The sequence below is a fragment of the Pseudogemmobacter sp. W21_MBD1_M6 genome (genome assembly GCF_052119585.1).
Taxonomy (GTDB): domain Bacteria; phylum Pseudomonadota; class Alphaproteobacteria; order Rhodobacterales; family Rhodobacteraceae; genus JBGQOJ01.
On record NZ_JBGQOJ010000008.1, the window covers coordinates 39,547 to 65,703 of the forward strand.

Genomic DNA, 26,157 nt, shown 5'->3' on the forward strand with positions numbered 1-26,157 from the left:
TTAAACCATGGGATCAAATTCCCAAGGTGGCACAAAATATGTCACAGGCCCGCAAGCATTCCACATTCCGTTGATTTTGATCAATGATGATCAAAGGCATTCAAAACATCGTGACCCTCAAGTCGATGATGAATGGAGTCGGGTCGATGTCAGGTTTTGGCATTCCCAGTGATCGCCCCGGACAGATCGTCGACTCGTTTGGATGGCCCCGTGGAAAGAGGCCTTTGTGGTTCCGCAGTATGGAACACCGAGGCATGGAAACCGGCCAAAACTTTTAGGATGGAGACGGAAATTGGCAACGCAAATAGATCCAAGCAAGGTCGATGACTGGGACGAGCCTTTGAACAAGGATCCGGTATTCACGTCATCCCATGTTTTCAGCACGTCGGATATCACGGTTACATTCGGCGGCTTGACCGTTGGTAACGCGGAAAATCCGCAAGGCGTGTTCGACACGATCGACGATCCGGCTGACGACACCGACACCAAGATCACCAAGGAAGGGGTTACCCTCTATCCGATCGACAGCGAATTCGGTTACTATGTCTCGGACTTCCAGAACGCGACAACCAAGGTGCTGGACGGCGATTATGCCGAAGGTTGGGCGGGTGATCTGAAGGACGCCGGTGGTGCCCAGATCGGTATCGTCATCTCTGACTCGCCCACCGACACATTCAAGACGCCTGCGGTTCTGGGCACTTGGCTTGCGGGCCTTGGCGGCAACACCGTAAAGGCGTCGACCGAGCATTATGTCGTGATGCAAAACATTCTTTCGGACCAGAAATATCCCGGCGATCCGGATGCTCTTTATCCGCTCGACAACGATCTGTACCTGATCGGAGGCGCCTACGACGGGATGCTCGTGGCCGATGCCATTACTCTGGCGGGCGACGTGAACGGGGACGGGGTTGCGGATATCAAAGACGTTCTGGCCCCGAACGAGACCGAGATCGACGTCAACATCGCAGCCAGTTCCGACTATTCGGTGACACTGAAGGATGACGGAAAGCTGCTGTATCGTTGGGGCAACACGATCAAAAAGCCCAATGATGTCCGGCTCGAGGCCACGATGGATCTGCCCGACGAGTGGAGCGAATATAACCCCGAGACCTCGTTGCGCACCCTTTACAAGGTGACTGCGGCAGAGTTGGTCATTCATCACACGATCACGAACAACCCCAATGATCAGGTCCGTCCCGAAGATTTCGAGAACGAGGCCGCAATCGGCACGCTACCGACCTACACGATTGTCGCGGACTACAATGTGGACGGGGGCGGTGCGCGCGAAGTCTGGATCACGACCGATGACTATTATGCGGGCGACGGCACGCTTTACCCGGCCGGGACCATTTTGCGCGACGCCAATCTTGCGGCCTTGTGGGCTGGCAGCGAACTGGCCGCGCTGGGTGCCGATGATGGCGCGGCAGGCTTCACCAACGCCTGGTACACCACGATGGACCGCGAACCGTTCGAGCCAGTTCTGAACGAAGACGGGACTGAATATGCCGGCTCGGGTCCGCGCTGGCGGCTACAGCCCGACAAATACGGGCAGGATCTTCCTTCGGTCGTCATTCCGATCGATCCAAGTGACTTGCCGCCTCCGACGCAGGACGAAGTGAAATACGACGTCGGGGCCGAAACGCAGACCGTTCTGAACCTGCTTGACTGGGGGGCTCCGGTCGCGCCGCTGTCGATCAGCGCGGGCTGGCAGGACAAGCCGGGCGAGGTGTCGATCAACGGTATGAACTACACTGACGGGTTCGACATTGCCGTTTACATCAAGGGCGACATCAAGCCCGCGACGATCTACAGCGCTGAACTTCTGGTCGATTATGAACAGGTCACGCCCTATGGTGTCGGCGCCGAGATCATCGGCACGGACGGGGCGGACTATCTTGTCGGTATCGGGACGAACACCTTCACCGGCGGGGCAGGAAATGACCTTTTCGTGGTCAGCTATGGCTCGTCTCTTGACGGCGTGGCCCTGACCCAAAGCATAATCACCGATTTCATCGCAGGTGAGGATACTGTGGGTCTGATTGGTCTGGGCGTCAATGACATCAACTTCGCCGATACGGTGTCTCAGGTCCTCGTCGAGGGCGGTCTCGAAATCTACATCGACAGCGATGGAACGGGCACGGAAGAGACTGCCACCCTCGTGGCGACGCTCAGCAATGTCGGTCAGGAACTGGTGATGGAGACAGACTTCCTGATGTCCAACCCTGGCCCAGCGACCGAGCCGGGCACGATCGACCCCAATATCGTGATCGGAACGGCGGCCTCTGAAACGCTGACAGGTAGCATAGGCGACGACATCATCTCGGGCCTTGCGGGGAACGATACCCTTTACGGGCTTGCCGGGGATGACGTTCTGGACGGTGGCGCGGGTGTCGATCGGTTGTTCGGCGGTCCGGGGGCGGATGACTTCGTCTTCGCCGACGGGACACAGCTCGACATTGTCTACGACTTCGAGGACGGCATGGACATGATCCAGCTTGCCGGGTTGAGCGTCGATGATGCGGTGATCAGCGCCTATCGCACCACGGGCACGCTCATCACGATCGGTGACGACCGGATGATCCTGCGCGATGTGGACCATACGCTTATCACTATCGACGACTTCATCCCTGACGCGACTCTGCTCACCGTCTGAACCAAGCCAGCGAACGAATATGCAAGGAATAATGCAATGAAAGACAAAATGAAATATTGTGCGCTGGTTGCTGTCGTTGCGGCGCTTGCCGGATGCGGCGGCGGCGGCACCGATGCAGCTGTTACGTCCAATCCACCCAGCTACGCCGATCTTACCACATCGGCGCAAGCGGCCGCTGCTGGCTTGATCGACCTCGACACCGGCACCCTTGCGGGGGCCGAACGCACGACGCTTCCCAACAGCGGCGCGGCCACCTACACGGGCTATGTGGGCGGCGACGTCAACGGGGCCGGGCTTATCGGTGAACTGTCCCTGACAGCCGACTTTGCGACAAGCGGCGTCACTGGTTCGGCGACCAACTTCCAACACGAAACTGCGGGTGCCTATACCGGCACCCTTGGCCTTCAGGGCGGCACCATCTTGGCGGGCGCTCTGGTCGGCGATCCTGACAAGCTCTATGGCACCTTGCAGGGCGACCTCGTGAACGGCGGAACGACCTATGCGTCTGATATAGCGCTCGACGGTTCTTTCCTTGGCGGGACCGGAACAGATGTTCCCGATGCGATTGCGGGGCTTGCTGACGGAACGATCGGGGGGGATTTCCTTACGGGTGCCTTCATCGTGAAAAAGTAGGTTCCAAGGATATGTCGGGATGCCGATCAGACGGATTTTCCCGACGTATTCCCGAATTCACAACATGGCGAGGCCTCAGCACAGTTTTGCGCGGGGGCCTTTCCAATCAATCAAAAGGCGGCTCACGGTACGGCAGGTTGGTCTGGACAGCCATGACACACCTGTCACCACGACAGGATGGAAGAGACAGCATGGACCTGTCGCGCTTTGGTGATCAGGCGCTTTATCTTGTTTACAATCAAACACCTAGTGGTGGGTGTTTACAGGCAGACAATGCGGGGTTTTGTGGCGCTCATCCCGGCGATGTCGTGTCGTATCTCGTCCAGGTAATTTGGGTTCATCACGATGACCGTGTCGTCATCGGTCAGACCCACCGCGTCGGGGGCCTGTATTTCAATGCCGGTGAGGGGCATGAAACATCCCTGTTTTTGGCGGTTCAGGTCGATGGCAAAGCCGATCTCCTGACCTGCCTGCCGCATGATCAGTGCGAAGGTCACGCCCTTCGAGGCCGTGCCCCATATCCCAATTCGGCCATTTGAGGTCCGGTTTTGCAGCGTTCTGGTCCAGGTGTCGATGAGGCGGCCCGCCTCCTCGACATAGCGGGATTGGCGCGCAATGGCCTGTTCGACGTCTGATGGGCTGTCTGGTGTTGCGGCGCCCTTTCGTATTTCGGCCCACAGATACTGGGCACCGTAAACGGCACGGACCTCGCCCTTCAGGCCATGCTGGCCAAACATCGACCGCAGGGCGTGCGGCGTGAACAACGAACAATGCTCGAAAAAGAAGTCATAGAAGGCGGCGTTTTCGAATATCCAATCGACGGAAGGTGTTTCTATAAACAAAACCTGATCGTCCCGGCGCAAAGCATTGGAAAGACATTCCGTAAACTGGCGGGGTTCGGCAATGTGTTCGATGGTGTGGCGGGAGCAGAAAATATTGGCATCCCGAGAAATCTTGGAAATGGAGTCGGACGTAAAGAACTCTCGATGAACAACGGCGCAGGCGGGAAGCGGGGTTTTCCCGGAAAATGACGGATCAAATCCAACCGCAGAGTGAACCCGCCCTTCAGAGCGTTCGACCACCAGCCGCAAGAAATCCGCTTCGCCGCAGCCGATCTCTACGTAGTGAATAGGTGTATCCCCCGGGATAGCGGCAATCACATCGTCGGCACGCGCCTCCAGGTGGGCCCGGTAAAAGGCCGAGCCGAGCACATCATTGTTGTAGGTCTCGTCATATTGGATCAGGTCGTCAGAAAATGCGTCGTTCCATACGAAGCTGCAGGTCGCGCATTGGGCCATCGCCAATGAGGCCTTTGGAAAGTCCAAAGCAGCTTGGCGGCTGGGCAGGGTCGTGTTTTGCAAGGTCGGAACCGGTGAGCGATGCAAAAAGACCTTGTGCTCAGCGACTATGCCGCAGGCGGGGCAGGGCTTGCTGGACGTGGATGTGGGTAATGAATTGCCTTGAATCTTCGACATTTTTTGGTTTCATTTGATGCGCGGTATGTATCGGCGTTTGATTTCCTGACTCGTTTAGGTAACATCCAAGCGTGTAATGCAACCAAAAAAAAGCGCTCAAAAGGCGCCTGTATGCAGTAGTTAGGAATTCCATGCCCGCTCAGTCAGAACGGTTGTTCGTTTTCGGCGCCACGGGGCGGATTGGCGCGGCGCTTGTGAACGAGTCGCGCAAAGCGCTGGTTGAGCCTCTAGAGATGGACCGAACTGCGTTGCACGCATGTAAAAGCGTGGAGGCGGCGCAGGCTTTGCTGAAGTCCGCCGGGTTTTCCGCGCAAGATACGGTTATTGTTGCGGCTGGCGAAATCAACCCGCGCGCCGGGGACGAGGTCTTGCACCACGTGAATGTTGTTCTGGCGGGCAATGCGGCCTTGGCTGCGACCGGACTGGGCGGAAAAGCTGTGACCTTGGGAACTGTTCTGGAAACCAAGTTGTCGGTGGCGGCGCAGAATGCCTATGTGGCTGGCAAGGTCGCGGTCGCGGATATGTCGCGGGATCGGTGGCTGCACCTTCGTCTGAATACGGTCTATGGCGGCCCGGAACCCCACCCCTTTATGTTTATCGGTCAGGTTTTGGAAAGCCTTCGGTCCGGGCGCCGCTTTTCCATGACCGACGGCAGGCAACGCCGGGAATATCATCATGTCGAGGATGAAGTTCGCGCAATCATGATGCTTGCACGACGTGAGCGGGCAGGGGTTTTCAATCTGAACAACGGGTGCGATACCTCGCTTGCGGAACTTGCACAGGGGGTGTTCCGGCATTTCGGTAGGGAGGATCTGCTTGGGATCGGGGACCTGCCATCCCCTGAGTATGAGGCGTATGATCTTTCGGATGCAAGTGAGGTGACCCTGGATCCGGGGCCATTTCGGGACACAGTTCCCGCAGTTTGCACGTGGTTGGAGCGGCACGTCTGAGATCGTGTGACAAAGAGGACGGTTCTAATGCAGGCGACGGAAAAACTGATCACGATCCTCGTGCCCGTCTATAACGAGGAAGTGTCTTTACCCTTTTTTCTCGAACGCATCGACAAGGTGGTAGAGGACATACGGTCAAAGTTCGGATTTTCGGTGGAACTTGTTTTCACCGACAATTGCAGCTCTGACGGGACCGCCACAGTGCTGGAGCAAGCAGCAATAAGTCGCCCTTATCTCAGGGTGTTCCGCTTTTCGCGAAATGTCGGTTTCCAGCGTTCGATCATATCGGGCTATGCCCTTGCGCGGGGCGATGCCTGCGTGCAAATCGATTGCGATCTTGAGGATCCTCCCGAGTTGATCCTTGATTTCATCTCTGCCTGGCTCGAAGGCTACAAGGTGGTTTACGGCGTCCGGCTGTCGCGTCGCGAAGGTCTGTTGATGCGGGCGACACGGGGATTTTTCTATCGCATTGTCAATATGTTGTCCGAGGACGACACCCCGGTCAATGCCGGGGATTTTCGGCTGATAGACCGGCGTGTGATCGACATCGTCTGTCAGGTCAATGATGCCGAGCCCTATTTGCGCGGCCTGATTTCGAATCTGGGGTTCCGGCAAAAGGGGATTCCCTTTGATCGGGACGCACGAGTGGCCGGGGAGACAAAGTTCTCTTTGCGACAATATGCGTCGATCGCGATCGACGGGATCCTTCAATCCTCGATCCGGCCTTTGAACATATCGCTTTGGGTTTCTGTCTTTGCATTCCTTGTCAGCATGACGCTGGCATGCTTTTATATTATCAGCAAGTTGCTTGGAAACATTCAGGCCGAAGGCTTTGTCACGCTCGTCGTTTTGGGGCTGCTTCAGTTCAGTGTGCTGTTGTTGGTCATCGGGATCAACAGTATCTATCTTGGCCGGGTTTACCGTCAGGTGTTTCGCAGACCGATTTCGATCATCGAAGTGACCCGCAATGCGCCATTTTTGTCAGAGACCGACGGACTTGTATACTGGCCAGGAGAGCCTTCGCCGCTACGAGGAAAACACAAGAACGCGCTGCAAAACAAAGGACAGAGGCACGACGATAAAGACTGCGGCAGCACCTGCCCAGATTTGGGTGAAGCCGAAGTTGATGAAAAGGGCGATAAGGCTGACGTTAACAAAATATAGCCCGCCCCATAAAATGACATATCGAATAAACGAGTTTCGGCTGCTGCTGCGAAAGACCAGTTTTCGGCTGCTCCAGTGTCCGACAGTGATGCCGACGATCAGGCTGATCAGCGACGCCAGTGTGAAATGCAGGCCGATCCACGACAGCCCTGCGTAGATGCTGAAGCCCAGCAAAGTGTTCAGGGCACCAAAGATGCAAAAGCGAAAGACAATCGCGGCAGAGTTGTGGATGGTTTTAATCCAGGGCATGGGCAGTCTTGCGTTGGCGCCATGGCACCACAACTTGGAAGAAGACAAATTTCTGGGTGAGAACCAGCCAGAAATTGACGGTTTGCATGATCCGCTGACCCGGTGACAGGCGCAGTCCTGATATCAGTTCGGCCTGGCGAAAGTCGCGCAAGGCCTTTCCCATCAGGCTGCGGGTAAGATTGCCGCCGGAATAGGTGTTGGCGATGGCCAGGGATGGAATATGCCCGCATTTTCGTCCACGCGCCGTCATATAGCTATGGAGAATATCCGAGGCATAGCTTGCGTCGGCGGCATACTGAAAGGTCAGGCCGGTATCCCTTTTGTGAAGAAGAGGAATGCCAAACCGATTTCGGGTCGAGACCAGAGAGGCGATGAACGTCTGTTCGGGATCAAAAACGGACCCGCGGCGGAACCGGTTGTTCATGATCGGGCGTCCGGCACCGTCCTGGAACTGGATGTCGGAATAGACACTGACGATTTCCGGGTCGGTTTCCATCAATGCAATCGCCCGCGAAAAGGCAGAAGCGTCGATCAGGTGGTCGTCGCTGCAAAGAAAAATGTAATGGGGGCGTTCTACAAGGTCGAACAACCGGTTTATATTTGCTATCATCCCGATATTCTCTGCATTCTGCATAAGAACGATCCGGCTGTCCTGCGCGGCAAGTTTCGTAAGCTTCTCGAACGTGCCATCGGAGCTACAGTTATCGCTTACCAAAACCCGCACATCCACCCCGGTTTGAGCAAGGCAAGAGCGAACAGCCCGGTCCACATTCAGGACGTCGTTGTAGACCGGGATGAACACGTCGATTTTGGCAGGGTCGATCATGGATTTACCCAAGGCGTCGCAGGAACCCGTTCGGTGCGACCGAGATCAGGATTTTCAAGTCGATTTGTCTGTCGATTTCGAAATCGCCGTTCTCTTTCAGAAAGGCGTGCACCGCAGTCTTTGGATTGTCGCCAGGGCCCCATGGGCGATCCGGATACATCTCTTCCCCCACGTCTTCGATGATGGTGTCGAAAACAACGCAGTAGCTGCCCTTCGACGTCAGTGGCGCATATGCCCGAAGCTCTTCGAGAACGTGGTCGTGCGTGTGGTTGCTGTCAAGAAACACCAGGACACGTTCGTAGCCTTTCGCGAAATCCTTTACCTGGGACACAATGCTGGGGTCGATGCTTGACCCTTGGATCATTTCAATCCGGCTGCGCATGGGATGTGCGTCGATAGCCTGCCGGTTGTGGGGGCGGATGTCGATGTCGATCCCCAGAACCTTTCGCCGGGACGCCGCAGGGTCAAGGGATGTCCCCGCTTCTATCGCGTCGCACATATCCATCATGGCCAACATTGCGGCGCTCATGACCAGAGAACCGCCATGCGCGATTCCGGTTTCTATGATCAGATCGGGGCGGATGTTCCAGATCAGTTCCTGCACCGCGACCATGTCTTGCGGGTACTGGATGATCGGTCTGCCGAGAAACGAGAAGTTGTAGGAGTATTTCGGCTTGGTGGATGCAACCATGAAGCTGTGCGCAGCAGACTTCAGCTCTTCCTCCATTTCATAGGACGCGATCCGCTCGGCGGTTTCCTGTTCAAAGTCTGTCATGGTCTTCCTCTCTGCAAAGCCTGAAATGTCGGGATGCCCACAACAAAAGGGGGGTCTGACGGGTTCTCGGGTCGCGCACCAAAATTCAACAAATGTTCCGCTCCATACAGTGCCGCAATTTCTTGCGCAATGTTCCGGACGGTTCTGGGGGTTCCGGTGCAGATATTCGCCATTCCCTGATGTTTGCCCAGGCTTGCCGACACAATTTGACGACCTGCCTCGGCAACATCCATATAATCGCGAACCTGATGCCCGCTTGTCAGGTCCAGTGTCTCGCCGCGGGCGAGGGCGGTGTGCAGCATCGGGAAAAGCCGCGCCGGATGCTCGCCCTCTCCATGCAGATAGAACAAGCGACACCATGCCGCCCGCTTGCCAGCCGCCTCGGCCATAGCCACTGCGGTCAAGCCAAGGCTGACCTTGCAGGCGGCATAGGGTGTCTGGGGCGCCAACTGGTCTTCGGTCGTCAGGGGCGCCGTTTGAAAGGCGTATTCGAAACATGTCCCCAAGCCGGTCCAATGAGGCACATCCGAAGACAGGAATGCCTTGAGCAAGGTCAGGCTGCCTTGCAGGCAATCGAGGTTCCGGAGAGAAAGTTGGTAGGCACCCGGTTCCACATACCAGGCCGCGTGGATGACCCTGTCGATGCCATCCATCTGTTGCAGCCACCACGCTTCGCTTTCCGAAAAGATGTCGGGTGAAACCACGATCTCGGTCTCTTGCGGCAAGTCTTTCGGGTCGCGGACGATTGCGCGGACCTTGCTGCCCCGCGCGGTAAGCTCTGCCAGAATTTGACGTCCGACAAACCCGGTCGCCCCGGTCAGCAGGACCCGCATTATTCGTAGACCTTGATGTCGGGTACTGCCGTGACAAAGCGGGTGCCACGCGCCCGGAGTTCACTGTGCTGGGCCAGAATTTCGTCAATCAGGTTCCAGGGCAGCACCAGAACATAGTCAGGCTGGTAGTCGGTCAAGGCTTCGGGCGGGTATATGGGGATCAGGCTTCCCGGCAGACGCTTGCCTTGCTTGGACGCGGCCGCATCACAGACAAAAGGCAGCAGGTCTGGCGTGACCCCGGAAAAATTCAGCAAGGTGTTACCCTTGGCCGCGGCACCATAGGCTGCGATTTTGCTGCCGTTTTGTTTTACCTTATTCAGGAATTCAAGCAGCATGTCCCGCGTGGCCTCGGCGCGCGCCTGAAATCCCTGATATGGGGGCAGGCTGTTCAGGCCGAAATCGGCCTCCTTTTTGCGCAGCTCATCAACCCTTTTGTGGACTGGACGTTGGGGGTCGGTATGCCCACCAAAGACCCGCAGGCTTCCTCCGTGGGACAATATCTCCTCGACATCAAAAACCTGAAGCCCATGGCTTGCAAAGATCTGCTCGACCGCGACAAGCGACAAATAGGAGTAATGCTCGTGGTAAACCGTATCGAACTGGCCATGCTGGATCATCTTCAGAAGATGTGGAAACTCCAATGTTATCGTGCCATTTGGCTTTAGCGCGCGGGCCATGCCAAGGGTAAAATCATTGATATCAGGCACATGGGCATAAACGTTGTTGCCAAGAATCAGATCCGCCATTCGGCCCTCTGCCGCCAGCTTTGCCCCGTATCCGGCCCCGAAGAAGACCTGTTCGGTCGGCACGCCAATCCGTCTTGCGGCTTCGGCGGTGCTTAATGTGGGCTCGATCCCCAAGCACGGGATCCCTGCCGCCACAAAATTCCGTAACAAGTAGCCGTCGTTTGACGCCAGTTCGACCACAAAGCTATCCTGATCCAGTCCAAGGCGTTCAGTCATATCCTGACAATAGATCCTGGCGTGTTCGAGCCAGGATTTCGAGGTAGAGGAAAAATAGGCGTAATCATCGGTGAAAAGCTCGTCCGAGCGCGCGTAGTCCTCGGTTTGCACCAGCCAACATGTGTCGCAGACCCGGATGCGCAGCGGGATCTCCATCTGCTTTTCCGGGTCTTGCTGTGCGTCAAGGTAGTTGTTCGAGGGAGGGGCTTCGCCCAAATCGAGGAACATGTGCCGGAGCGGGGTGTTACAATGGCGGCATTTCATGGCGTCAACGGCTCCTGCTCTGCCATCGGGGCAAAGGATAAATCCCTTTCCGAAATAACGGAAACGGGTAATGGAAGGTCAATCCCGACATCGTCGAACCGGACTCCACCCTGATGGTCGGGACTATAGGGTCTGGAGTGCCAATAAAGAAGACTGGTGTCATCGGCGAGGGTCTGAAAGCCATGCGCGAACCCTTCGGGAATGTAGATCAGGCTGGGAACATCGGCATTCAGCTCAATGGACCCCCACTGGCCATAGGTGGCCGCGCCTTGCCGCAGGTCGACGAAATAGTCGATGACCGAACCGCGCGTGCAGCGAACCATTTTAATTTCGCTTTGGGGCTCGCGTTGAAAATGCAGCCCCCGCGCCGTGCCGCGCTTTGCGCTGCAGGATTGGTTCATCTGCACCCAGTTCGTGCAAAGCCCCTGTTCTGCCCATTTTTCCTGACAATACAGCCGGGCAAAAGAGCCGCGCGCGTCCCCATTCGGTTCGAGTGTGACGAGTATTATTCCAGGCAGGGAGAGCGGAGTGAATTTCATAGGGCGTCCTGTGCAAACCGGGTCACCTGTGCCTGGGTGATCGTCGGGATGTCGGCCCCTTCATCCGCCCGTTTATACCATTCCATCGTCGCCTCGACGGCCTTCTCGAAGGACCAGACCGGGGACCAGCCCAGAACATGCCGGGCCTTGTCGATCGACAGCGCCAGCAGGTTCGCCTCATGCGGGGCGGAGCCTTGCGCGGCGCTGATGTCCGTCCATGATCCGGGCCAATGCCGCAAGCCCTGTGTCACCAGGTTGCCGACCGAGCGATGGTCCGAAGATTCTGGACCGAAGTTGAATGTGTTCAAGTGCTGCAATTGATCTGGCGTGGCGGACAGAAGGGCCTCCGCAAGGCACAGATACCCGTTTAGCGGGTCGAGAACATGTTGCCAGGGGCGGCTGGCGTGCGGGTTTCGCACCGCGACGGGGCAATTCCGGGACAAGGCGCGCACCATGTCGGGAACGATCCGGTCCTCTGCCCAGTCGCCGCCGCCGATCACATTGCCAGCCCGGGCTGAGGCGATGCGAACCCGGTCCGGTGACGCGAAGGATTCCGCAAAGGAATGGATCGCCAACTCGCATGCGGCCTTGCTTGCGCTATAGGGGTCCTTGCCACCAAGACGATCATTTTCTCGGTAGGAGTGGACCCATTCGTGATTGTGATAAACCTTGTCCGTAGTGATTGCGACGACACTCATCGGGCGGCCTGACTGCTGTTGCGCGCGTCGGGCCGCCTCCATCAGATTGACTGTGCCCATCAGGTTCGAGGACCAGGTTTCAAGCGGGTTATCGTAGGATGGCCGCACCAGCGCCTGAGCCGCCAGATGAAAGATCACATCTGCTCTGCTCGTCACAATCGCTGATTGCAGCTTCTCGATATCCCGAATGTCGCCAATTTGATGATTGCGGATCGTTTCCCCGATCTTTGCCTGGTGAAAAAGCGCAGGCTCGGTTGCTGGCGCAAGGGCGTATCCCCAGACATGGGCACCAAGTTCGCCAAGCAACAGGCTAAGCCACGATCCTTTAAACCCGGTGTGCCCGGTGATGAAGACGTTTCTTCCGGCCCAGCTCATCTTGTTCACGACCAGACCTGCCAGGGTGCTTTGCCGCTTGCCCATTGTTCTTCAAGGCTTACCCGATCACGCAGCGTGTCCATCGCCGCCCAGAACCCGTGATGTTTGTAGCCGGACAATTCGCCTTTCTGCGCCAACCGTTTCATCGGCTCAAGCTCCCAGACCGTTTCGTCCCCATCGAGGAAATCGAAGACGCTGGGTTCCAGCACGAAAAAGCCACCGCTGATCCAGCGACCGTCCCCGGCGGGCTTTTCCTGAAAATCAGTCACCAGGCCATTTTCCAGTTCCACCGAGCCGAAGCGGCCAGCCGGCTGAACACAGGTGACGGTCGCAGCGCGATCGTTCTGCCTGTGGAAGCCGATCAAGGCTTTTATGTCGACATCCGAGACCCCATCACCATAGGTCATGCAGAACGTGTCGTCGATATAATCGCGAACGCGCAGCAGCCGGCCACCGGTCATCGTTTCCTGACCGGTATCGATCAGGGTTACCTTCCAGGGCTCGGAACTTCGCTGATGCACCTTCATTTCGTTATTGCTCAGATCAAAGGTGACGTCCGAGGCATGCAAGAAGTAATTGGCGAAATACTCCTTGATGACATACCCCTTATAGCCGCAACAAATCACGAAATCAGTGATCCCGTGTGCCGCATAAATCTTCATGATATGCCACAGGATGGGTTTGTTTCCGATCTCGATCATCGGTTTGGGCTTGAGGTGGGATTCCTCGCTTATCCGTGTGCCGAACCCGCCGGCAAGAATGACTGCACGCATTTGGGTCAAAGCCCCCTGGTAAAAATAACAAATTGGTCTGTTTATTCGTAAGTTTAATACTCAGCCAATGGATGAGAGTGAAGATAATTCTACTCATTTTCCATATTTGCAGCCGACAAATTTAGATCGTAGCCACCACCACCCGCTTTCTGATGTCCGCGCAGGGTCGTCTGCTTTCAGATGAGACGCAAATGTAAAATAGAACCGGTTCGGTTTGTTTGAACAGGTTTCCGGCGTTTTCCATGTGCAGCTTGTCTATCCGGGGCATCAGTTTCAGATCGGCATCCGACACCGGGCGCGGCCTTTAATAGACGCGGCACCGGCTGTTCAGATTTCCGGAACCACCTCTAATGTCCCGCGAAACGGGGATGCGGTCATTCGATGTTGTCGCAGTGCAGGACTGACATCTTGTCAGGCTGGACATCAAGCAGAGTACTCATCCCCCGCGTCGCCGCGCGACGACACAGTTCCCTTGCCCGTTCGTTCGCATTTTCAGGCAAGGGAGAGGCGAGCGCACGATCCACCGGATAGACATGGTATCCATGCCCGTCGTTGCGGGGGCAGCGGTCGGTCGGGGGATGGCCCTGCAGCATCGGTATCCCGGTTGCCGCCACAAGGCCCATAGGTGCTGCCCGGCAATTCGGGGAGCCATCCCAAAATTCGTGGACCTGGTGATCAACAAAAATGCCGTCAATCAACGCATTTTGATCCTGCACGTATTCGCGGATCTTTCCCGTTGGGGTTTCCGAGACCCATGTGCGACTTAGCAACAGATCGGGTTCAAAGGCCCGCAGCAGCCGTCTATCCAGCTTCACAACGCTCAGCAAAGCCACCACGACGAGCAGAGCCCAGGACAGACCCCCGCGGAACCGGTGTGCGGGCGTCATCAAGGCCATGACCGGTAGAAACAGCCAGATGATCTGGTTGATGAAGTATGCCGTCGATCCTGCCCCTGCATTGAAGATTGCAGAAACCACCACCAGCGCCAGCGAGGCCCACAGACAGGCCTGTGTCAGCGGGGCGAGGGCGGTCGGTTTTGTCTGGTGCCGGAATTGCCACCATAGCAGGATCCCCACAAGAACCAGAGACGGAATACTGAATTGCGGATCTTTGAAAAGGAAGACGAAGGGTTCGACAGGCACGCCCAGCGTTCCGGGACCGGACAAGAAATAAAGCATTGAGATCGCAAAGGGCAGGCCGGCTGACAAAGTTCCCAGCCCGAAACCCAAAGGGCGCCACCCGCCCCGCACCACGAAAAAGCTGCCAACCAGCGCCATCGCGCCAAACCCGCTGGGCATTTTCACAAGGCTGCACAAAAGCACCAAGCCCGCCAGGATCAGGATATCCCAGGGGCCCACCGATCTGCGCAATTGCACGTTGACCAGAATATGGAGAATGGCAAAAATCAGCAAAAGCGAGGCTGCATAGGTTTCCGAGGCAAAGGCCTGCCAGAGCCCGATGGACATGATGATGAACACCCATCCCAAGTCGCCGAGAAAGGCAATAAATGGATAGGGGCCTTGCAACAATCGCAACCTGCCCATGAGAGACAAAACCGCATAAGTGAGCAACGGCGTTGCAAACAGTGGATAGAAGGAACCGAACACGGCCTCGACAGACAGGCCAAAGCCGCGCGCCTGACCGGCCACCAACAGATGGTTCAACGCGTGATAGTTGAATGGCACGACTCCGTCGATCCCAAGGGACACCACCCCGTAAGAGCCAAGCATTTTAGCCAACGCGACATGGAACAGCATATCCATCGGCGCCCGGTTCGATGCCACCAGTTCGGGCAGCAATGGCAGCCAGATTGTTGCCGCATGTCCATTGAGGTTGAAAAACAAGAGCAACAAAGCCAGCGCAAACAGAGCGATCCCCTGAGCCGGGCGCAGATTGCTGTTTCGCCAAATAGAGACGGCGGCCAGCCCGGCCGCAACCAAGGCAAAAAGGCCGAAAAACACGAGGTCCATTATCAGCGCGGCACACAGCAACAAAAGCAATCCGTATGGACGGGCCCCCGGTTCCCGGATCAAATATCCGAAACCGATAACAAGCGCGGTCCCGCACCCCATTCGAACATAGCCGGTCAGTTCTGCGGCATATATATCCGCGGAAAACGCCAGCCGCATGAAAATGACATAGGACAAGCCGGCCAGCAGAACCAGTAGCGAAAATAGCTCTGCATAGGGTGGAGCAAGGCGAGGAGGGTTCATTTAAACGGCCTTCTTTTTTATCACGTTCTGAAATATCTCGACCAGTGGTGGCAACAGGGTTTTGGCCGGTTCTTTATAAACTTTGCCGTTAGGCTTCTGATACATCGCATGACGAGACTAAAGCATAAAAGGTTTGCACCGAAATCGAATAATCTGGGCGTAGACGAACGAAGCCAGCACCTGCCTTCCGGCGTTTGCGGTGCTTTTTCCGATAGCCGGCTTGTGATTTATCCTGCAGAAACGATTTGTGTTCAAAGGATAGTTGAAAATGCCGATCTGGTCCGCACAACCCTCGATACGAATGATCCTCGTCATGGCGTTGCTCGGCGTTGCGGCCATGCGCTTTGTCATGCTCTTCACATTCGAGGTCAATTGGGACGAGTTTCTCAACCTGTCCATGCTTTACGATCATCAGCGTGGTGAACTGCGCGAGCTATTGCAGACCGGATTCATACACCTGCTGCACTGGGTGCCCTATGTTTCGGGCAATGAGGTGGATCAGATCATCGCAGCGCGTGTTCTGGTCTTTGGCGCAGGCATACTCACATCACTTGCGATCTACCGGACGGCACATGCGCTCGCGTCGTTCGAGGCCGCGCTGTTTGCCGTGCTCAGCTATTGGGTTTTCAGTTTCACACTTCGTCACGGCGTATCGCTCAGGACCGATCCATTGGCGGCCTGCGCGATGATGTGCGCGCTTTCGCTGTCCATTTCGGGCGTATTGCGGCCCCGGCAGGCGATAGTGGCTGGCAGCCTTGCGGGGCTGGCCGGGTTTTTCACGATCAAGGCCGTGTTCTTTATTCCCGCTTTGATCATCATCACGGTGATCCGCGGCACAAGGGCGCGGTCTTTCACATATGGCCTGACGTTGCTCGCGACAGGGGGGATAACGGCCTTGATCAGCTTTGTCGGTCTGATCGCGGCTCATGCGCTTTCGTTTGATCAAATCGCTTCGCCCTTGGCATTTCTGGACCGCACCACGGGGGCGACGCTTGGTACGGTCGATTATGCCGTGTTCAAAAATTACGCCAGCTTGGCCATTCGGCAAAACATCCTGCTGGTCATTATTGTCATGATCGGAGCAGCGGGGGCCGTTCGCCGCCTGCGCAGTCGCTCTGAAAGGGGGGCGGGGCTCTATGCGCTTGCGCTTCTGACGCCGCTTCTTAGTCCAGTGTTCTATCGGGACTTCTATCCCTATTTCTACCCGTTCGTTCTGGCACCGGTCATGGTTGTTGCCAGCCTCGCGTTTGATGATCTGCTGCGGCGCTTTGGCGGGCCCGTCCTGTCGGCCCTTGTATTGGCGATGCTTTTGTCGGGCGGCATTGTCTTTGCCAATGCATTGCAACAACCGCTTGCACAACAACGTCTTACGCTTGACGTGATCCACAAACTGTTTGCCCCCTCGACCACCTACATCGACGCAAGGTCGATGGTGCCCTCGATGGCCAAGCGCGGCCCCTTCATGAGCCAGTGGGGCATGACAGATTACCGGAACCATGCGCGGCCGGTCATGCAGGACATTCTTGAACGGGACGCGCCGCAATTTATTCTAGCCAACAACTGGCGCCTTAACCTTCATCTGCTTTCGGCGGATAATCCCGTCGTCGGGATATTGGGGCTTCTGCCCGAAGACCTGGCCACCCTTAAAAACAACTATGCGCCATTCTGGGGGCCGCTCTATGTGCCGGGTAAAACGATCCTTCCGTCGGACAAGGGAATAGATGTCGTTCTATCTGGCAACTACCGGATCAACGGCGGGGGTGATCTTGCAATTGATGGGCAAAGCATTCCTGCTGGCGGCAAGATCACGCTCTCCAAAGGGCATCATGCGGTTTCATCAAGAACAGGCGCCACGCTCGTCCTTGACGTTCCAATGCCTGATGCCATTCCTCCGACTCGTCCGCTTTTTGGCCGCTTCTAGCAAGCAGTGCGGATGATATGTCATTCAAGAGACGCCATTGGCGTATCCCTTGGATTTGCAGATGTCCGCAGTATGTCGGGATGGTTTTGCGGCTACAACATGGGATTCGTATAATCCGTTTTATGTTACCAAAGCCAAACCGGCTCTTGTCTGATAATAACCCACAATCACCCACGCTTCCTTGATCGGGGCGCAAACCGGTCCATGTATCCGCACAAAGCCGGAGACAGTGATGGCAGGCAAGTCGATAATCCACGGTGACTTCATGACAGTCACTGCACAACAGGCCCGAACATGAGCGGGCGATTGCGCTTTGTTCTGGGCGATCAGCTGACGCGCGCGCTGTCATCGCTGTCAGATCTCGACCCGGACCGCGATGTGGTTCTGATGGTCGAGGTCGCCGAGGAAACCCGCTATGTCCGCCACCACAAGCAAAAGATCGCCTTTCTGCTGTCGGCCATGCGCCATTTTGCCAAAGACCTGACCGCGCAAGGCATCAGGGTTGACTACGTCACGCTTGACGATCCGAACAACACCCACAGTTTCACCGGCGAACTTGCCCGCGCCATTGCCCGCCACACCCCTGACATGGTGGTCGTCACCGAACCCGGTGAATGGCGGGTCTGGCAGATGATGCAAGACTGGCGCACCGCCTTCGCCCTGCCGGTCGAGATCCGCGACGATGACCGGTTCTTTTGCACGCGCGACGACTTTGCCCGCATGACCGCCGCGCGAAAGACCACCAAGATGGAGTATTTCTATCGCGAGATGCGCCGCCGAACGACCATCCTGATGGCAGGTGCCGCCCCCGAAGGCGGCCAGTGGAACTTTGACCGCGACAACCGGAAATCGCTGCCCCGCGGGGTTGTTCCACCGCCGCGCCGCCGCTTTGCCCCCGACGACATCACCCGCGCCGTCATGACGCTGGTCGAGGCGCGGTTTGGCGATCATTTCGGTGATTTACAGCCCTTCGGCTGGGCCGTGACCCGCACAGATGCCCTTGCCGCGCTGGACCATTTCATCACCGATTGCCTGCCGGGATTTGGCGATTATCAGGATGCGATGAAAACCGGCGAGGATTTCCTGTTTCACGGACTGATCTCGCCCTATCTGAACTGCGGACTGCTGACCGCGCCCGAGGTCTGCGCCCGCGCCGAGGCCGCCTATCACGCAGGGAACGCGCCATTGAACGCGGTCGAGGGCTTCGTGCGCCAGATCCTTGGATGGCGCGAATTCGTGCGCGGCATCTACTGGACCGAAATGCCCGGATATGCGCAAACCAACCACCTTGATGCAGGCCGCGACCTGCCCGCGTTCTACTGGACGGGCCAGACGTCGATGCGGTGCATGGCCGACTGCATCGGCACCACGCGCCGCAACGCCTATGCGCATCACATCCAGCGCCTGATGGTCACCGGCAATTACGCCCTTCTGACCGGCATAGCCCCCGCGCAGATAGAGGAATGGTATCTGGCCGTCTATATCGACGCGTTCGACTGGGTGGAACTGCCGAATGTGCACGGAATGGTCCTGCATGCCGACGGCGGGCGCACCGGATCAAAACCCTATGCCGCGTCCGGGGCCTATATCGACCGGATGTCGGATTACTGCACAGGCTGCGCCTATGACCCGAAACTGAAAATCGGCCCGAAGGCCTGCCCGTTCAATTACCTTTACTGGAATTTCATGATCGGGAACGAGGCCGTTCTGGCGCGCAACCCGCGCATGGCCATGAGCTATCGAACCCTGCAAAGGATGGACCCCGCCCGCCGGGCCGACATCCTGCGCTCTGCCGCAGACTTTCTGGCGCAACAGGACGAAGGCCAGAGCGCCTATAACGGTCCACAGCAACCCCGCCTTGACAACGGCTGGTAAACCGAAACCCCGGATCAGCGCCGCGTCAAAAACAGGGGGCCGCAATCCTGATCTACACCCTTCAATCCCTCTTGCGGGGCAAGGACACGGCGCGGCCAAATTCTAACTGAACAGACCCTGAATGCGGGGCGCATCATGCCCTTCGCCATGGCGGCGGGCCAAAGATGAAAGATCGGGTCCGGGATGTCTGCCTCTGCGGTTTGCGGATCAGTAGAACCCTACCTCGCGCACGTCGATTTCGGCGTCATGATCCCGGCCATAGGCGACAATTCCGATCGAGGTCAGACTGCCCGCGCGGGGCACAGCCCGCAACAGCGTGCCAGACCGTACGAAGGTGTCGAACGGCAGGCGAACCTCGGCCCAGTCGCGTGTCACCATAAACCCCGCCTGATAGTATTGCCACGGAAGCAGCGTGCCTTTGGTGCGCAGATGCACAAAGTACTGCTGTTCATTGCCGCGCACAATCAGTCTTACACCCGCGGTTCCCTCGGGTGGCGGGTCGGGCAGATCCAGCCGGATCTGGATGAATCCACCGTTGTTTTCGGTGCTGACACGGCCTGTCAGATGCGCATGGGTCTGGCCGTCTTCCTGCACAAAGTCGACCTGCCCCGTAGACACGCCGCCCATCACCGTATCCGCAAAGAACCGCCACCGGGTCTCGGGCTGCACTTTGAAATCCTCCACCATCATGTCCGCCGCATGTGCCCGGCCCTTTACGGGTCGGGCACATGGGCTGCGCCGCGCTCAGATCACAGCATCTTGGTCGTGAAATACCAATCCACCGTATCCAGACCTTCGGTCATGCGGGCATCGGCGGCCTCCGTCGTCTGCGGGGTCGGCACGATCACCGCCTCGCCCGGATGCCAGTTTTCCGGCGTCGATACCTTATGCTCGACCGAGGTTTGCAGCGCCTTGACCAGACGCAGGAACTCATCAACCGACCGGCCATTGGTCATCGGATAATAGACCATCGCCCGCAGCTTGCCTTCGGGGTCGATGACAAAGGTCGCGCGCACGGCCTGCGTGTCGGACGCGCCGGGCTGGATCATGCCGTAGGCTTGCGCCACCTTCATGTCCAGATCGGCGATGATCGGGAATTTGATATCCACGCCAAAGCTTTCCTTGATCGACCGGACCCAGGCAATATGCGCATAGTGGCTGTCGATCGACAGACCCAGAAGTTCGGTATTCAACGCGGCAAAATCATCGGCACGGCGGGCAAAGGCCGTGAACTCCGTGGTGCAGACCGGGGTGAAATCCGCCGGGTGCGAAAACAGGATCAGCCATTTGCCTTTGTAATCCGCCAAGGATTTCATGCCATGTGTGGTCAGGGCGGTAAAATCGGGGGCGGGCTCGTTCATCCGTGGCAGGCCAGCGGGGATTTGGGTTGCTTCGGTCATGATATCCTCTTGGGGGTTCGTGTTTCGATGACCATGGGATATCGCAGCGCCTTATATAGTTGAAATTGATTGTAAGACTGATAGTAATTCAAAAAAACTATCAATGGCCCTTTGATGACCACTCTTCGCCAGCTTCGCTTCCTCGTGGCGCTTTCGGACACGCTGAATTTCTCGCGTGCGGCAGAGCTGTGCCATGTGACCCAGCCCACCCTGTCAACCGGATTGAAAGAACTCGAGGAACGGCTTGGCGTGCCCCTTGCCGAACGGTCCAAGCGGTCGGTCATGCTGACCCCGCTGGGGGTCGAGATGGTGCGGCGGGCCAGGGTGGTCCTGAACGACGTAGCCGACATCGAGACCCTCGCCCACGCGCAGGCGGGCACCCTGCAAGGCGACCTGCGGCTGGGGGCCATCCCAACGGTCGGTCCGTTCCTTGTGCCGCGCGCCCTGCCCCTGCTGCGCAAGGCATGGCCGGATCAGCGACTGTTCCTGCGCGAGGAAATAACGGAATCGCTCGTTGCCGGCCTTGCCGAGGGCCGGCTGGATCTGATCCTCGTGGCGCTGCCCCATGCGATCGGCAACATCGAGACGGAATTGCTGTTCGAGGATGGATACCAGCTTGCCACGCCCATCGGTCATCCCCTGTCCGGCAGCCGCAATGTGACCGGCCAAAAACTGGCAAAGGCTTCGCTTTTGCTGCTTGAAAAGGGGCACTGCCTGCAACGCCACGCCCTAGAGGCCTATGCCGAAATGGGCACGCCGCCGGGCGATGCCTTTTCCGCAACCAGCCTGCCAACGCTGATTTCCATGGTGGAAGAGGGGCTGGGCATCACCCTTTTGCCGCAGCTTGGCGTGGATGCGGGCATTGCGCGCGGTCATGACATTGCATTGACCCCCCTGCCCCGCGCCTGCCCGCGCCGCGTCGTGCTGGGCTGGCGCGCAACATCACCACATGCGCCGCACTTTCGCCGGATCGCGGCCCTGTTCCGGCAGGCAAGGGAAAGCCTGCGGGTGCCGCCGGAACAGCAGGCCGGCTCAAGCGGATAACGGGGCTGGTTTGCGGGCGACAATATAGGGGTTCTGAGAATAGCCGCCAAAGATGCGCTCTTCGACAATCTCGAAACCCGCGTCAAGAATGGCCTGCCTGAGCCGGGACACACCAAGCGAGGTGGCGGTCGGGAACATGCCAAAGACCCGAAGCAGCGGAAAAAGCGCGCGCAGCCTCAGCTTCATATCGGCAAAGCACCAGGTCTTGCTGATCAGTTGACCGCCCGGCTGCAACTGGTCGTAAATCCGGGCCAGCATATCGGGCAGGTCATCGACAAGGTGCAGCACATTGATCGCACATATCGCGTCGAACGGCCCCCCATCGAAGGCATGCGCGGCATCGGCCAGACCGCCAGATTGTACTGGGCGAACACCAGGAAAAACTCCTGTTCCGAAAATGGCATGGTCAATCCTTTCGACGGCGGAAAACCTCTTCGCTCTGGCCTGCTGTCACACGTCTAGCGGGCCTCAAGATCAGCAATCAGCACCTTCATCTCGTCGATCTCGCGCCGTTGCGTTGCAATAATCTGATCGGCCAACGCCCGTACGCGCGGGTCGGTTATGCGCGCGCGTTCGCTGGTCAGGATGGCGATGGAATGATGTGGAATCATCGCCTTCATCCAGGCGATCTCGTCGACCGTCCTCTGACTGCGCACAAGATAAAGAGCGGTCCCGAAGGCCAGAATGCTGATTGCGACAATTGCAATATTTGCGGATCTGTTGCGATACATCCCCAGCATATAGACCAGCATGATCAAGGCCATCGCGGCCCCCATATAGACCGCCATCCAAGCCCTCGTCTGGCTCCAGAATATGTGGCCGAACTGATAGGTGTTCAGATACATAAGCGCGTACATTGCGACGACCGAGGTGGCTATCATTGCCGAAAATCTAAGGTAGTTCATAACGGTATCCTTCCCCATCGGGCCTGTCCCCTTGAACACCGGTCAGCTTGCGGATTGGCCATCGAGCAGGAAACTGGTCTTGGCGCTGATCCGGTAGCTGGTGATTTTGCCGTCGGAAACCTCGGCGTTCATGTCCTTGATGCAGACCGACTCGATGTGGCGCATTGACGGCGGTTAATCACGTCTGGAAAAATCCGGTGTGCCGGGACATCAGGACTGGCCGGTCAAGGCCTGTTCGTCTGCAATCCTCGGTTCCAGCCTCTCTTCCGCTTGCAAACTGAATTTCTGAAAAATTCCCAGTCCGATGACAATCACAACCGAGACGACCAGCAGCATGATCGGAAACAGAAGAAGTTCGGGGCTGGTATTCCCGACATCGAACACCAGAACAATGCCTTCGATCGCGACGACAAGCGCGATAATCACCATGAACTTGGTCACAGCCTCGCGGGCCTCGGATGGCTTGCGCAGTTCCCGGCTGCGAAGGACTTCCTCCTCCATCACGTATTTCGCGACATCAAGGATCGCGACCGAAATGACAAGCGAACTGACCGCGTCCAGCAGAACGCCTTCAGGTTCCATGCTTTCAAAAAGCGCTTGATAAGCACGCCCCATAGAGACCCAGATAAGCCCGATCGAAATCGCCGCCATGGCAAGGGCGACAATACCGTAGACAGCCGCCGCCAGCACGATGAACCCATCCGCGCCACGGGACAGAACCCTGGACTTGTACATGCTCCCGCGCGGCTTCTGCATGGCATTGCGCGGCGAAGGATCCGTTCCGCCAGAACCGCCATCTGGCGAAATGGCTGGTTTTTTGCCCCCATGTGACGCGCCAAAGCCCAGCCATTCCAATGCCTCGTTCTCTCGGTCTATTGCAAAATACCGCATCTCGGCCTTCGCAAACGGCGCCGACAAGGTCGTTCCCCATTTCTCCAGTGCGCTATCGCCCAGAACGGCAATGCGCCCGAAATCGCCACGATATTTCAGGTCAAACTCCAATTCGCGCCACAGCGCACCGATCTCCCAACCCCGAAAGTCCTCCAGCCGCATAAGGATGCGCAAGGGACCGTTGGACAACTCCATCGCGTGTTCCAATTCGGGAATTGCGGATTCGTAGTCCTTGGTGGTCAGCGTGCCCGACGCCCGCACCACGATCATGTCGCCATCGGGGCTATGTTCGATCTCTATCATATCACCCTCGCTTTCCGGCTCGGTCAATCGCCAATCCAAAGGCTATCCCACAAATGCCGCGTCAGATCACCGGAACCCTCGGGCATGTCCAAACTGGTCATCTTCGCCTCCTTTCCGCCGTCGGTCGGTGTGCTGTTTTTCCAGTCCGGTTGACGAAAGGCGTTTGTCCTGAACGCCTTAACCGCCGTTCGTTCTGTCGCTCATGCTTTGCGCCATATAGGTCGGCTCGCCCAAACGCTTGAGAAGCCCAAGCTGACGTGAAAGCCAGTCCATATGGCCTTCTTCATCCAGAACGATGGTCTCGAACAGCATGCGGGTGCCGATATCTTGCTGCTCGGTCGCCGTCCGCACAGCCTCGGTGTAGAAATCAATCGCATTCTTCTCTTCCACCAGATCGGCGGTGAACATCCCCTCCAGCGACATCGATCGTTTCGGCGTTTTAGCAGCCTCGATCACAGGATCGCCGCCCAGAAACAGGATCCGGTTGATGAACTGGTCCGCATGACCAATTTCCTCGCTCATCTCCTCGCGCATTCGTGCCGCAAGCACGTCCAGTCCCCAATCATCCAGCACATGCGCATGCAACATATACTGACTGACTGCCGCCATCTCCATGCCCAGGGCTTTCTGCATGTTTTCAATACTTTGAGGTCTATTTTCCATCACATCCTCACAATTCCTATTCGGGCCTTAGTCGGAATTCGCGTCATCACGGCGCCATCCCATGCGGGGTTCATTCCCTGACCAAGCGCACTATCCTTTGCCAAAGCGGCATCAACCAAACCGGTCTGCCGCATTTCGGACCGCTTTTCCAAGCGCGTCCCATGCAGACTCGATCCCCGACTTGAGATCCTTCCAGGCCTCGCCCTGCGCCTCGCCCAATTTCTTCAACTTCTCGATCCCCTCGTCTTGCTTGGCGCGCAACTCTTTGATCTCGCTTTGATATTTCAAGCGCGCGTCTGCCCCGGCCTCCTTGGCTTTCGCTTCGAGTTTGTCAATTTCGGCCCCCCATTGCTCCAGGCGGGCCTCGAATTTCTGCTTGTAGGCGCTTTTGTCGTCCATTCGACCTTCTCCTTCATCGGGTGGGGCAATGACTTTGCTTCTTGGAACAGCCATGGTCACACCCGTGTTGCATGTTTCGTTTTCGGGGCAGCTTGCAGAGCCCCCTTCCCGGCCTTGATCCCGGTCTTGGCGAAATCCGCAGCACAATCCGCACCGCAGCGTGTGCAAAGATCCAGCCACTCCGAAAAACTCCCGGCGACCCGTTCAGGCGAATACCACGGCCCGTTCATCATAGGCCTGATCGGGAACAATGGCGTGTTCGCGCCAGGATCGGCGACAGGTCTTTCCATGAATATCGGCCTTCGTGATTGCGTCTGGAACTGGCCCACTGTCCGCCTCGGGGCGGGCTGCTGCATTAACAAAGGTTAATCCCCACACCGAAAACATTCCGCCATGACTGTTGAGTTTGCTCAACGACCAGCCAGACCAACCGTGCGACACAGAATGCACAGGATTCGGCAGGATCGGCAGACCAGTGCTCTCGCTTTGCTGACTCTGGCGGTCCCTCGGTTGAAATGCCTTATCCGTCCAAAAATTTTGCGCAGCACATAGGAACGACGGGGGAATTGTAACATGGCGGGCGACTTTCTGGCGGCGTTACCGGATGTGTCCAACGATAGGCCCTATCTGGCGGCCTCCGAAGACGAGGCGACGAAACGGGTTGAAAGAGTCCTCAGATCGCACAGGCGCAGTTTCAGCGCCGGGACCATCCTGAAGATGGAAAGAGAGCCGTGTTCGGAAACATATTGTATGCTGGACGGATGGCTTGCGTTGTCAAAATCAACAGAAGACGGTCACCGGCAGATCATCGACTTCATGCTGCCGGGGGATATCATGAACCCCGCATCCGCGCACAGAAACACCAGCGCCGTGCAGATCGAAGGTTTGTCACAGACCACGGTATCCGTCATTCCGAATGTCATCTGGGCAAACCTGACAGAGGCCGTGCCCGCACTAAAGTGGCGCGCAACCTGCATGACGGCCTCGGTGCGTTCAAGGATGTCAGAACGCATGCTCCGGCTCGGAAAGGGCAATTCCGAAATGCGCATCGCCTATTCCCTCATGGAACTCTTCCTGCGGCTGCGCATGATCGGAAAGGTAGACGGTTTCAGTTTCCAGTTGCCGATGACCCAACAGCAGCTCGGCGAATTCACCGGGCTTTCTTCGGTTCACGTCTGCCGGACGATGCGGCGCTTGTCCGACAAGAACATCCTGACAACGAATGGAAAAATGGACATCGTCATTTCCGATATCGAACGACTGGCCCGGAGCGCGGGCGTTGGTCTCGATACCTTGGCCAACGAGATTTTGCCAAATTAAGATATGGCGGGCCGTTGGCAGGAAACCAGATTAAGCACGGGCACTGCGTAGCTG

The 26,157-nt window shown here is 57.3% G+C and carries 26 protein-coding genes and 1 pseudogene; 8 read left to right on the top strand and 19 right to left on the bottom strand.

Annotation, left to right across the window (positions count from 1 at the left end; translation table 11 throughout):
- Positions 1-292 precede the first annotated feature (292 nt).
- Both ACEN2R_RS10355 and ACEN2R_RS10360 read left to right on the top strand, forming a co-directional pair.
- A complete protein-coding gene (locus ACEN2R_RS10355; RefSeq protein ID WP_442041899.1) occupies positions 293-2,653 on the top strand; it encodes a calcium-binding protein in 2,361 nt (786 codons plus the stop codon).
- Between the two features lie 36 nt (positions 2,654-2,689).
- Entirely contained in the window at positions 2,690-3,286 is a 597-nt protein-coding gene (locus ACEN2R_RS10360) for a hypothetical protein (RefSeq protein ID WP_442041901.1), read from the top strand.
- A gap of 260 nt (positions 3,287-3,546) precedes the next feature.
- Here the strand turns inward: ACEN2R_RS10360 and ACEN2R_RS10365 are convergent, their stop codons facing one another.
- Entirely contained in the window at positions 3,547-4,647 is a 1,101-nt protein-coding gene (locus ACEN2R_RS10365; RefSeq protein ID WP_442041903.1) for a class I SAM-dependent methyltransferase, read from the bottom strand.
- Positions 4,648-4,892: 245 nt separating this feature from the next.
- Between ACEN2R_RS10365 and ACEN2R_RS10370 the strand changes: the two genes are divergently transcribed.
- Both ACEN2R_RS10370 and ACEN2R_RS10375 read left to right on the top strand, forming a co-directional pair.
- Positions 4,893-5,711: an NAD-dependent epimerase/dehydratase family protein gene (locus ACEN2R_RS10370; RefSeq protein ID WP_442041905.1), complete on the top strand. Its 819-nt coding sequence runs from the start codon at positions 4,893-4,895 to the stop codon at positions 5,709-5,711.
- Between the two features lie 27 nt (positions 5,712-5,738).
- The gene (locus tag ACEN2R_RS10375) at positions 5,739-6,875 is read left to right on the top strand and encodes a glycosyltransferase family 2 protein (protein ID WP_442041907.1); all 1,137 of its coding nucleotides are present in this window, start codon (positions 5,739-5,741) and stop codon (positions 6,873-6,875) included.
- Here ACEN2R_RS10375 and ACEN2R_RS10380 read toward each other — a convergent pair.
- From ACEN2R_RS10380 to ACEN2R_RS10420, 9 genes and pseudogenes are all read right to left on the bottom strand, one after another.
- Positions 6,807-7,124: pseudogene (locus ACEN2R_RS10380) on the bottom strand (GtrA family protein); the annotation flags it as partial. The gene ACEN2R_RS10375 and the pseudogene ACEN2R_RS10380 sit on opposite strands and share 69 nt — an antisense overlap.
- Positions 7,111-7,950 (bottom strand): glycosyltransferase family 2 protein, encoded by an 840-nt coding sequence (locus tag ACEN2R_RS10385; RefSeq protein WP_442041909.1) that lies wholly within the window; start codon positions 7,948-7,950, stop codon positions 7,111-7,113. The pseudogene ACEN2R_RS10380 and the gene ACEN2R_RS10385, both read right to left, overlap by 14 nt.
- Positions 7,951-7,954: 4 nt before the next feature.
- Positions 7,955-8,725, bottom strand: a complete 771-nt coding sequence (locus tag ACEN2R_RS10390) for a cephalosporin hydroxylase family protein (protein WP_442041911.1) — start codon at positions 8,723-8,725, stop codon at positions 7,955-7,957.
- Positions 8,722-9,558 carry an NAD-dependent epimerase/dehydratase family protein gene (locus tag ACEN2R_RS10395; RefSeq protein WP_442041912.1) on the bottom strand — a complete coding sequence of 279 codons (837 nt, stop codon included), beginning with the start codon at positions 9,556-9,558 and terminating at the stop codon, positions 8,722-8,724. Before ACEN2R_RS10395 ends, ACEN2R_RS10390 begins: the two co-directional genes overlap by 4 nt.
- A complete protein-coding gene (locus tag ACEN2R_RS10400) occupies positions 9,558-10,784 on the bottom strand; it encodes a methyltransferase domain-containing protein (RefSeq protein WP_442041914.1) in 1,227 nt (408 codons plus the stop codon). The genes ACEN2R_RS10395 and ACEN2R_RS10400 overlap by 1 nt, the downstream gene beginning before the upstream one ends.
- On the bottom strand, positions 10,781-11,323 hold the full coding sequence (locus ACEN2R_RS10405; protein WP_442041916.1) for a dTDP-4-dehydrorhamnose 3,5-epimerase family protein: 543 nt from the start codon (positions 11,321-11,323) through the stop codon (positions 10,781-10,783). Before ACEN2R_RS10405 ends, ACEN2R_RS10400 begins: the two co-directional genes overlap by 4 nt.
- A complete protein-coding gene (gene rfbG, locus ACEN2R_RS10410; protein WP_442041918.1) occupies positions 11,320-12,441 on the bottom strand; it encodes a CDP-glucose 4,6-dehydratase in 1,122 nt (373 codons plus the stop codon). The genes ACEN2R_RS10405 and rfbG overlap by 4 nt, the downstream gene beginning before the upstream one ends.
- Complete coding sequence (gene rfbF / locus ACEN2R_RS10415; RefSeq protein WP_442041920.1) at positions 12,402-13,169, bottom strand: glucose-1-phosphate cytidylyltransferase; 768 nt, start codon at positions 13,167-13,169, stop codon at positions 12,402-12,404. Before rfbF ends, rfbG begins: the two co-directional genes overlap by 40 nt.
- Before the next feature lie 374 nt (positions 13,170-13,543).
- Positions 13,544-15,382: a hypothetical protein gene (locus tag ACEN2R_RS10420; RefSeq protein ID WP_442041922.1), complete on the bottom strand. Its 1,839-nt coding sequence runs from the start codon at positions 15,380-15,382 to the stop codon at positions 13,544-13,546.
- Between the two features lie 268 nt (positions 15,383-15,650).
- On the opposite strand from ACEN2R_RS10420, the gene ACEN2R_RS10425 reads away from it, so the two are divergent.
- The gene (locus ACEN2R_RS10425; protein ID WP_442041924.1) at positions 15,651-17,303 is read left to right on the top strand and encodes a glycosyltransferase family 39 protein; all 1,653 of its coding nucleotides are present in this window, start codon (positions 15,651-15,653) and stop codon (positions 17,301-17,303) included.
- A gap of 294 nt (positions 17,304-17,597) precedes the next feature.
- Positions 17,598-19,178 carry a cryptochrome/photolyase family protein gene (locus ACEN2R_RS10430; RefSeq protein ID WP_442041926.1) on the top strand — a complete coding sequence of 527 codons (1,581 nt, stop codon included), beginning with the start codon at positions 17,598-17,600 and terminating at the stop codon, positions 19,176-19,178.
- A gap of 207 nt (positions 19,179-19,385) precedes the next feature.
- On the opposite strand, the gene ACEN2R_RS10435 is transcribed toward ACEN2R_RS10430, so the two are convergent.
- Both ACEN2R_RS10435 and ACEN2R_RS10440 read right to left on the bottom strand, forming a co-directional pair.
- Complete coding sequence (locus ACEN2R_RS10435; protein ID WP_442041928.1) at positions 19,386-19,868, bottom strand: CIA30 family protein; 483 nt, start codon at positions 19,866-19,868, stop codon at positions 19,386-19,388.
- 59 nt (positions 19,869-19,927) lie between these two features.
- Complete coding sequence (locus ACEN2R_RS10440; protein ID WP_442041930.1) at positions 19,928-20,578, bottom strand: peroxiredoxin; 651 nt, start codon at positions 20,576-20,578, stop codon at positions 19,928-19,930.
- A gap of 114 nt (positions 20,579-20,692) precedes the next feature.
- On the opposite strand from ACEN2R_RS10440, the gene ACEN2R_RS10445 reads away from it, so the two are divergent.
- The gene (locus ACEN2R_RS10445) at positions 20,693-21,622 is read left to right on the top strand and encodes a LysR substrate-binding domain-containing protein (RefSeq protein WP_442041932.1); all 930 of its coding nucleotides are present in this window, start codon (positions 20,693-20,695) and stop codon (positions 21,620-21,622) included.
- Here the strand turns inward: ACEN2R_RS10445 and ACEN2R_RS10450 are convergent.
- The 7 genes from ACEN2R_RS10450 to ACEN2R_RS10480 form a co-directional block, all read right to left on the bottom strand.
- Positions 21,611-22,033 carry a class I SAM-dependent methyltransferase gene (locus ACEN2R_RS10450; protein ID WP_442042075.1) on the bottom strand — a complete coding sequence of 141 codons (423 nt, stop codon included), beginning with the start codon at positions 22,031-22,033 and terminating at the stop codon, positions 21,611-21,613. The two genes, ACEN2R_RS10445 and ACEN2R_RS10450, sit on opposite strands and share 12 nt — an antisense overlap.
- A gap of 47 nt (positions 22,034-22,080) precedes the next feature.
- Positions 22,081-22,527 (bottom strand): DUF305 domain-containing protein, encoded by a 447-nt coding sequence (locus tag ACEN2R_RS10455; protein WP_442041934.1) that lies wholly within the window; start codon positions 22,525-22,527, stop codon positions 22,081-22,083.
- A 42-nt stretch (positions 22,528-22,569) separates the two neighbouring features.
- Positions 22,570-22,692, bottom strand: a complete 123-nt coding sequence (locus ACEN2R_RS10460; RefSeq protein ID WP_442041936.1) for a dodecin domain-containing protein — start codon at positions 22,690-22,692, stop codon at positions 22,570-22,572.
- 45 nt (positions 22,693-22,737) lie between these two features.
- Positions 22,738-23,748: an STAS/SEC14 domain-containing protein gene (locus ACEN2R_RS10465; protein WP_442041938.1), complete on the bottom strand. Its 1,011-nt coding sequence runs from the start codon at positions 23,746-23,748 to the stop codon at positions 22,738-22,740.
- Positions 23,749-23,898: 150 nt separating this feature from the next.
- A complete protein-coding gene (locus ACEN2R_RS10470; protein ID WP_442041940.1) occupies positions 23,899-24,354 on the bottom strand; it encodes a bacterioferritin in 456 nt (151 codons plus the stop codon).
- 141 nt (positions 24,355-24,495) lie between these two features.
- Positions 24,496-24,783, bottom strand: a complete 288-nt coding sequence (locus ACEN2R_RS10475) for a coiled coil domain-containing protein (RefSeq protein ID WP_442041942.1) — start codon at positions 24,781-24,783, stop codon at positions 24,496-24,498.
- Between the two features lie 56 nt (positions 24,784-24,839).
- Complete coding sequence (locus ACEN2R_RS10480; protein WP_442041943.1) at positions 24,840-25,073, bottom strand: hypothetical protein; 234 nt, start codon at positions 25,071-25,073, stop codon at positions 24,840-24,842.
- 283 nt (positions 25,074-25,356) lie between these two features.
- Here ACEN2R_RS10480 and ACEN2R_RS10485 point away from each other — a divergent pair, with 283 nt between their 5' ends.
- The gene (locus tag ACEN2R_RS10485; RefSeq protein ID WP_442041945.1) at positions 25,357-26,103 is read left to right on the top strand and encodes a Crp/Fnr family transcriptional regulator; all 747 of its coding nucleotides are present in this window, start codon (positions 25,357-25,359) and stop codon (positions 26,101-26,103) included.
- Positions 26,104-26,157 lie beyond the last annotated feature (54 nt).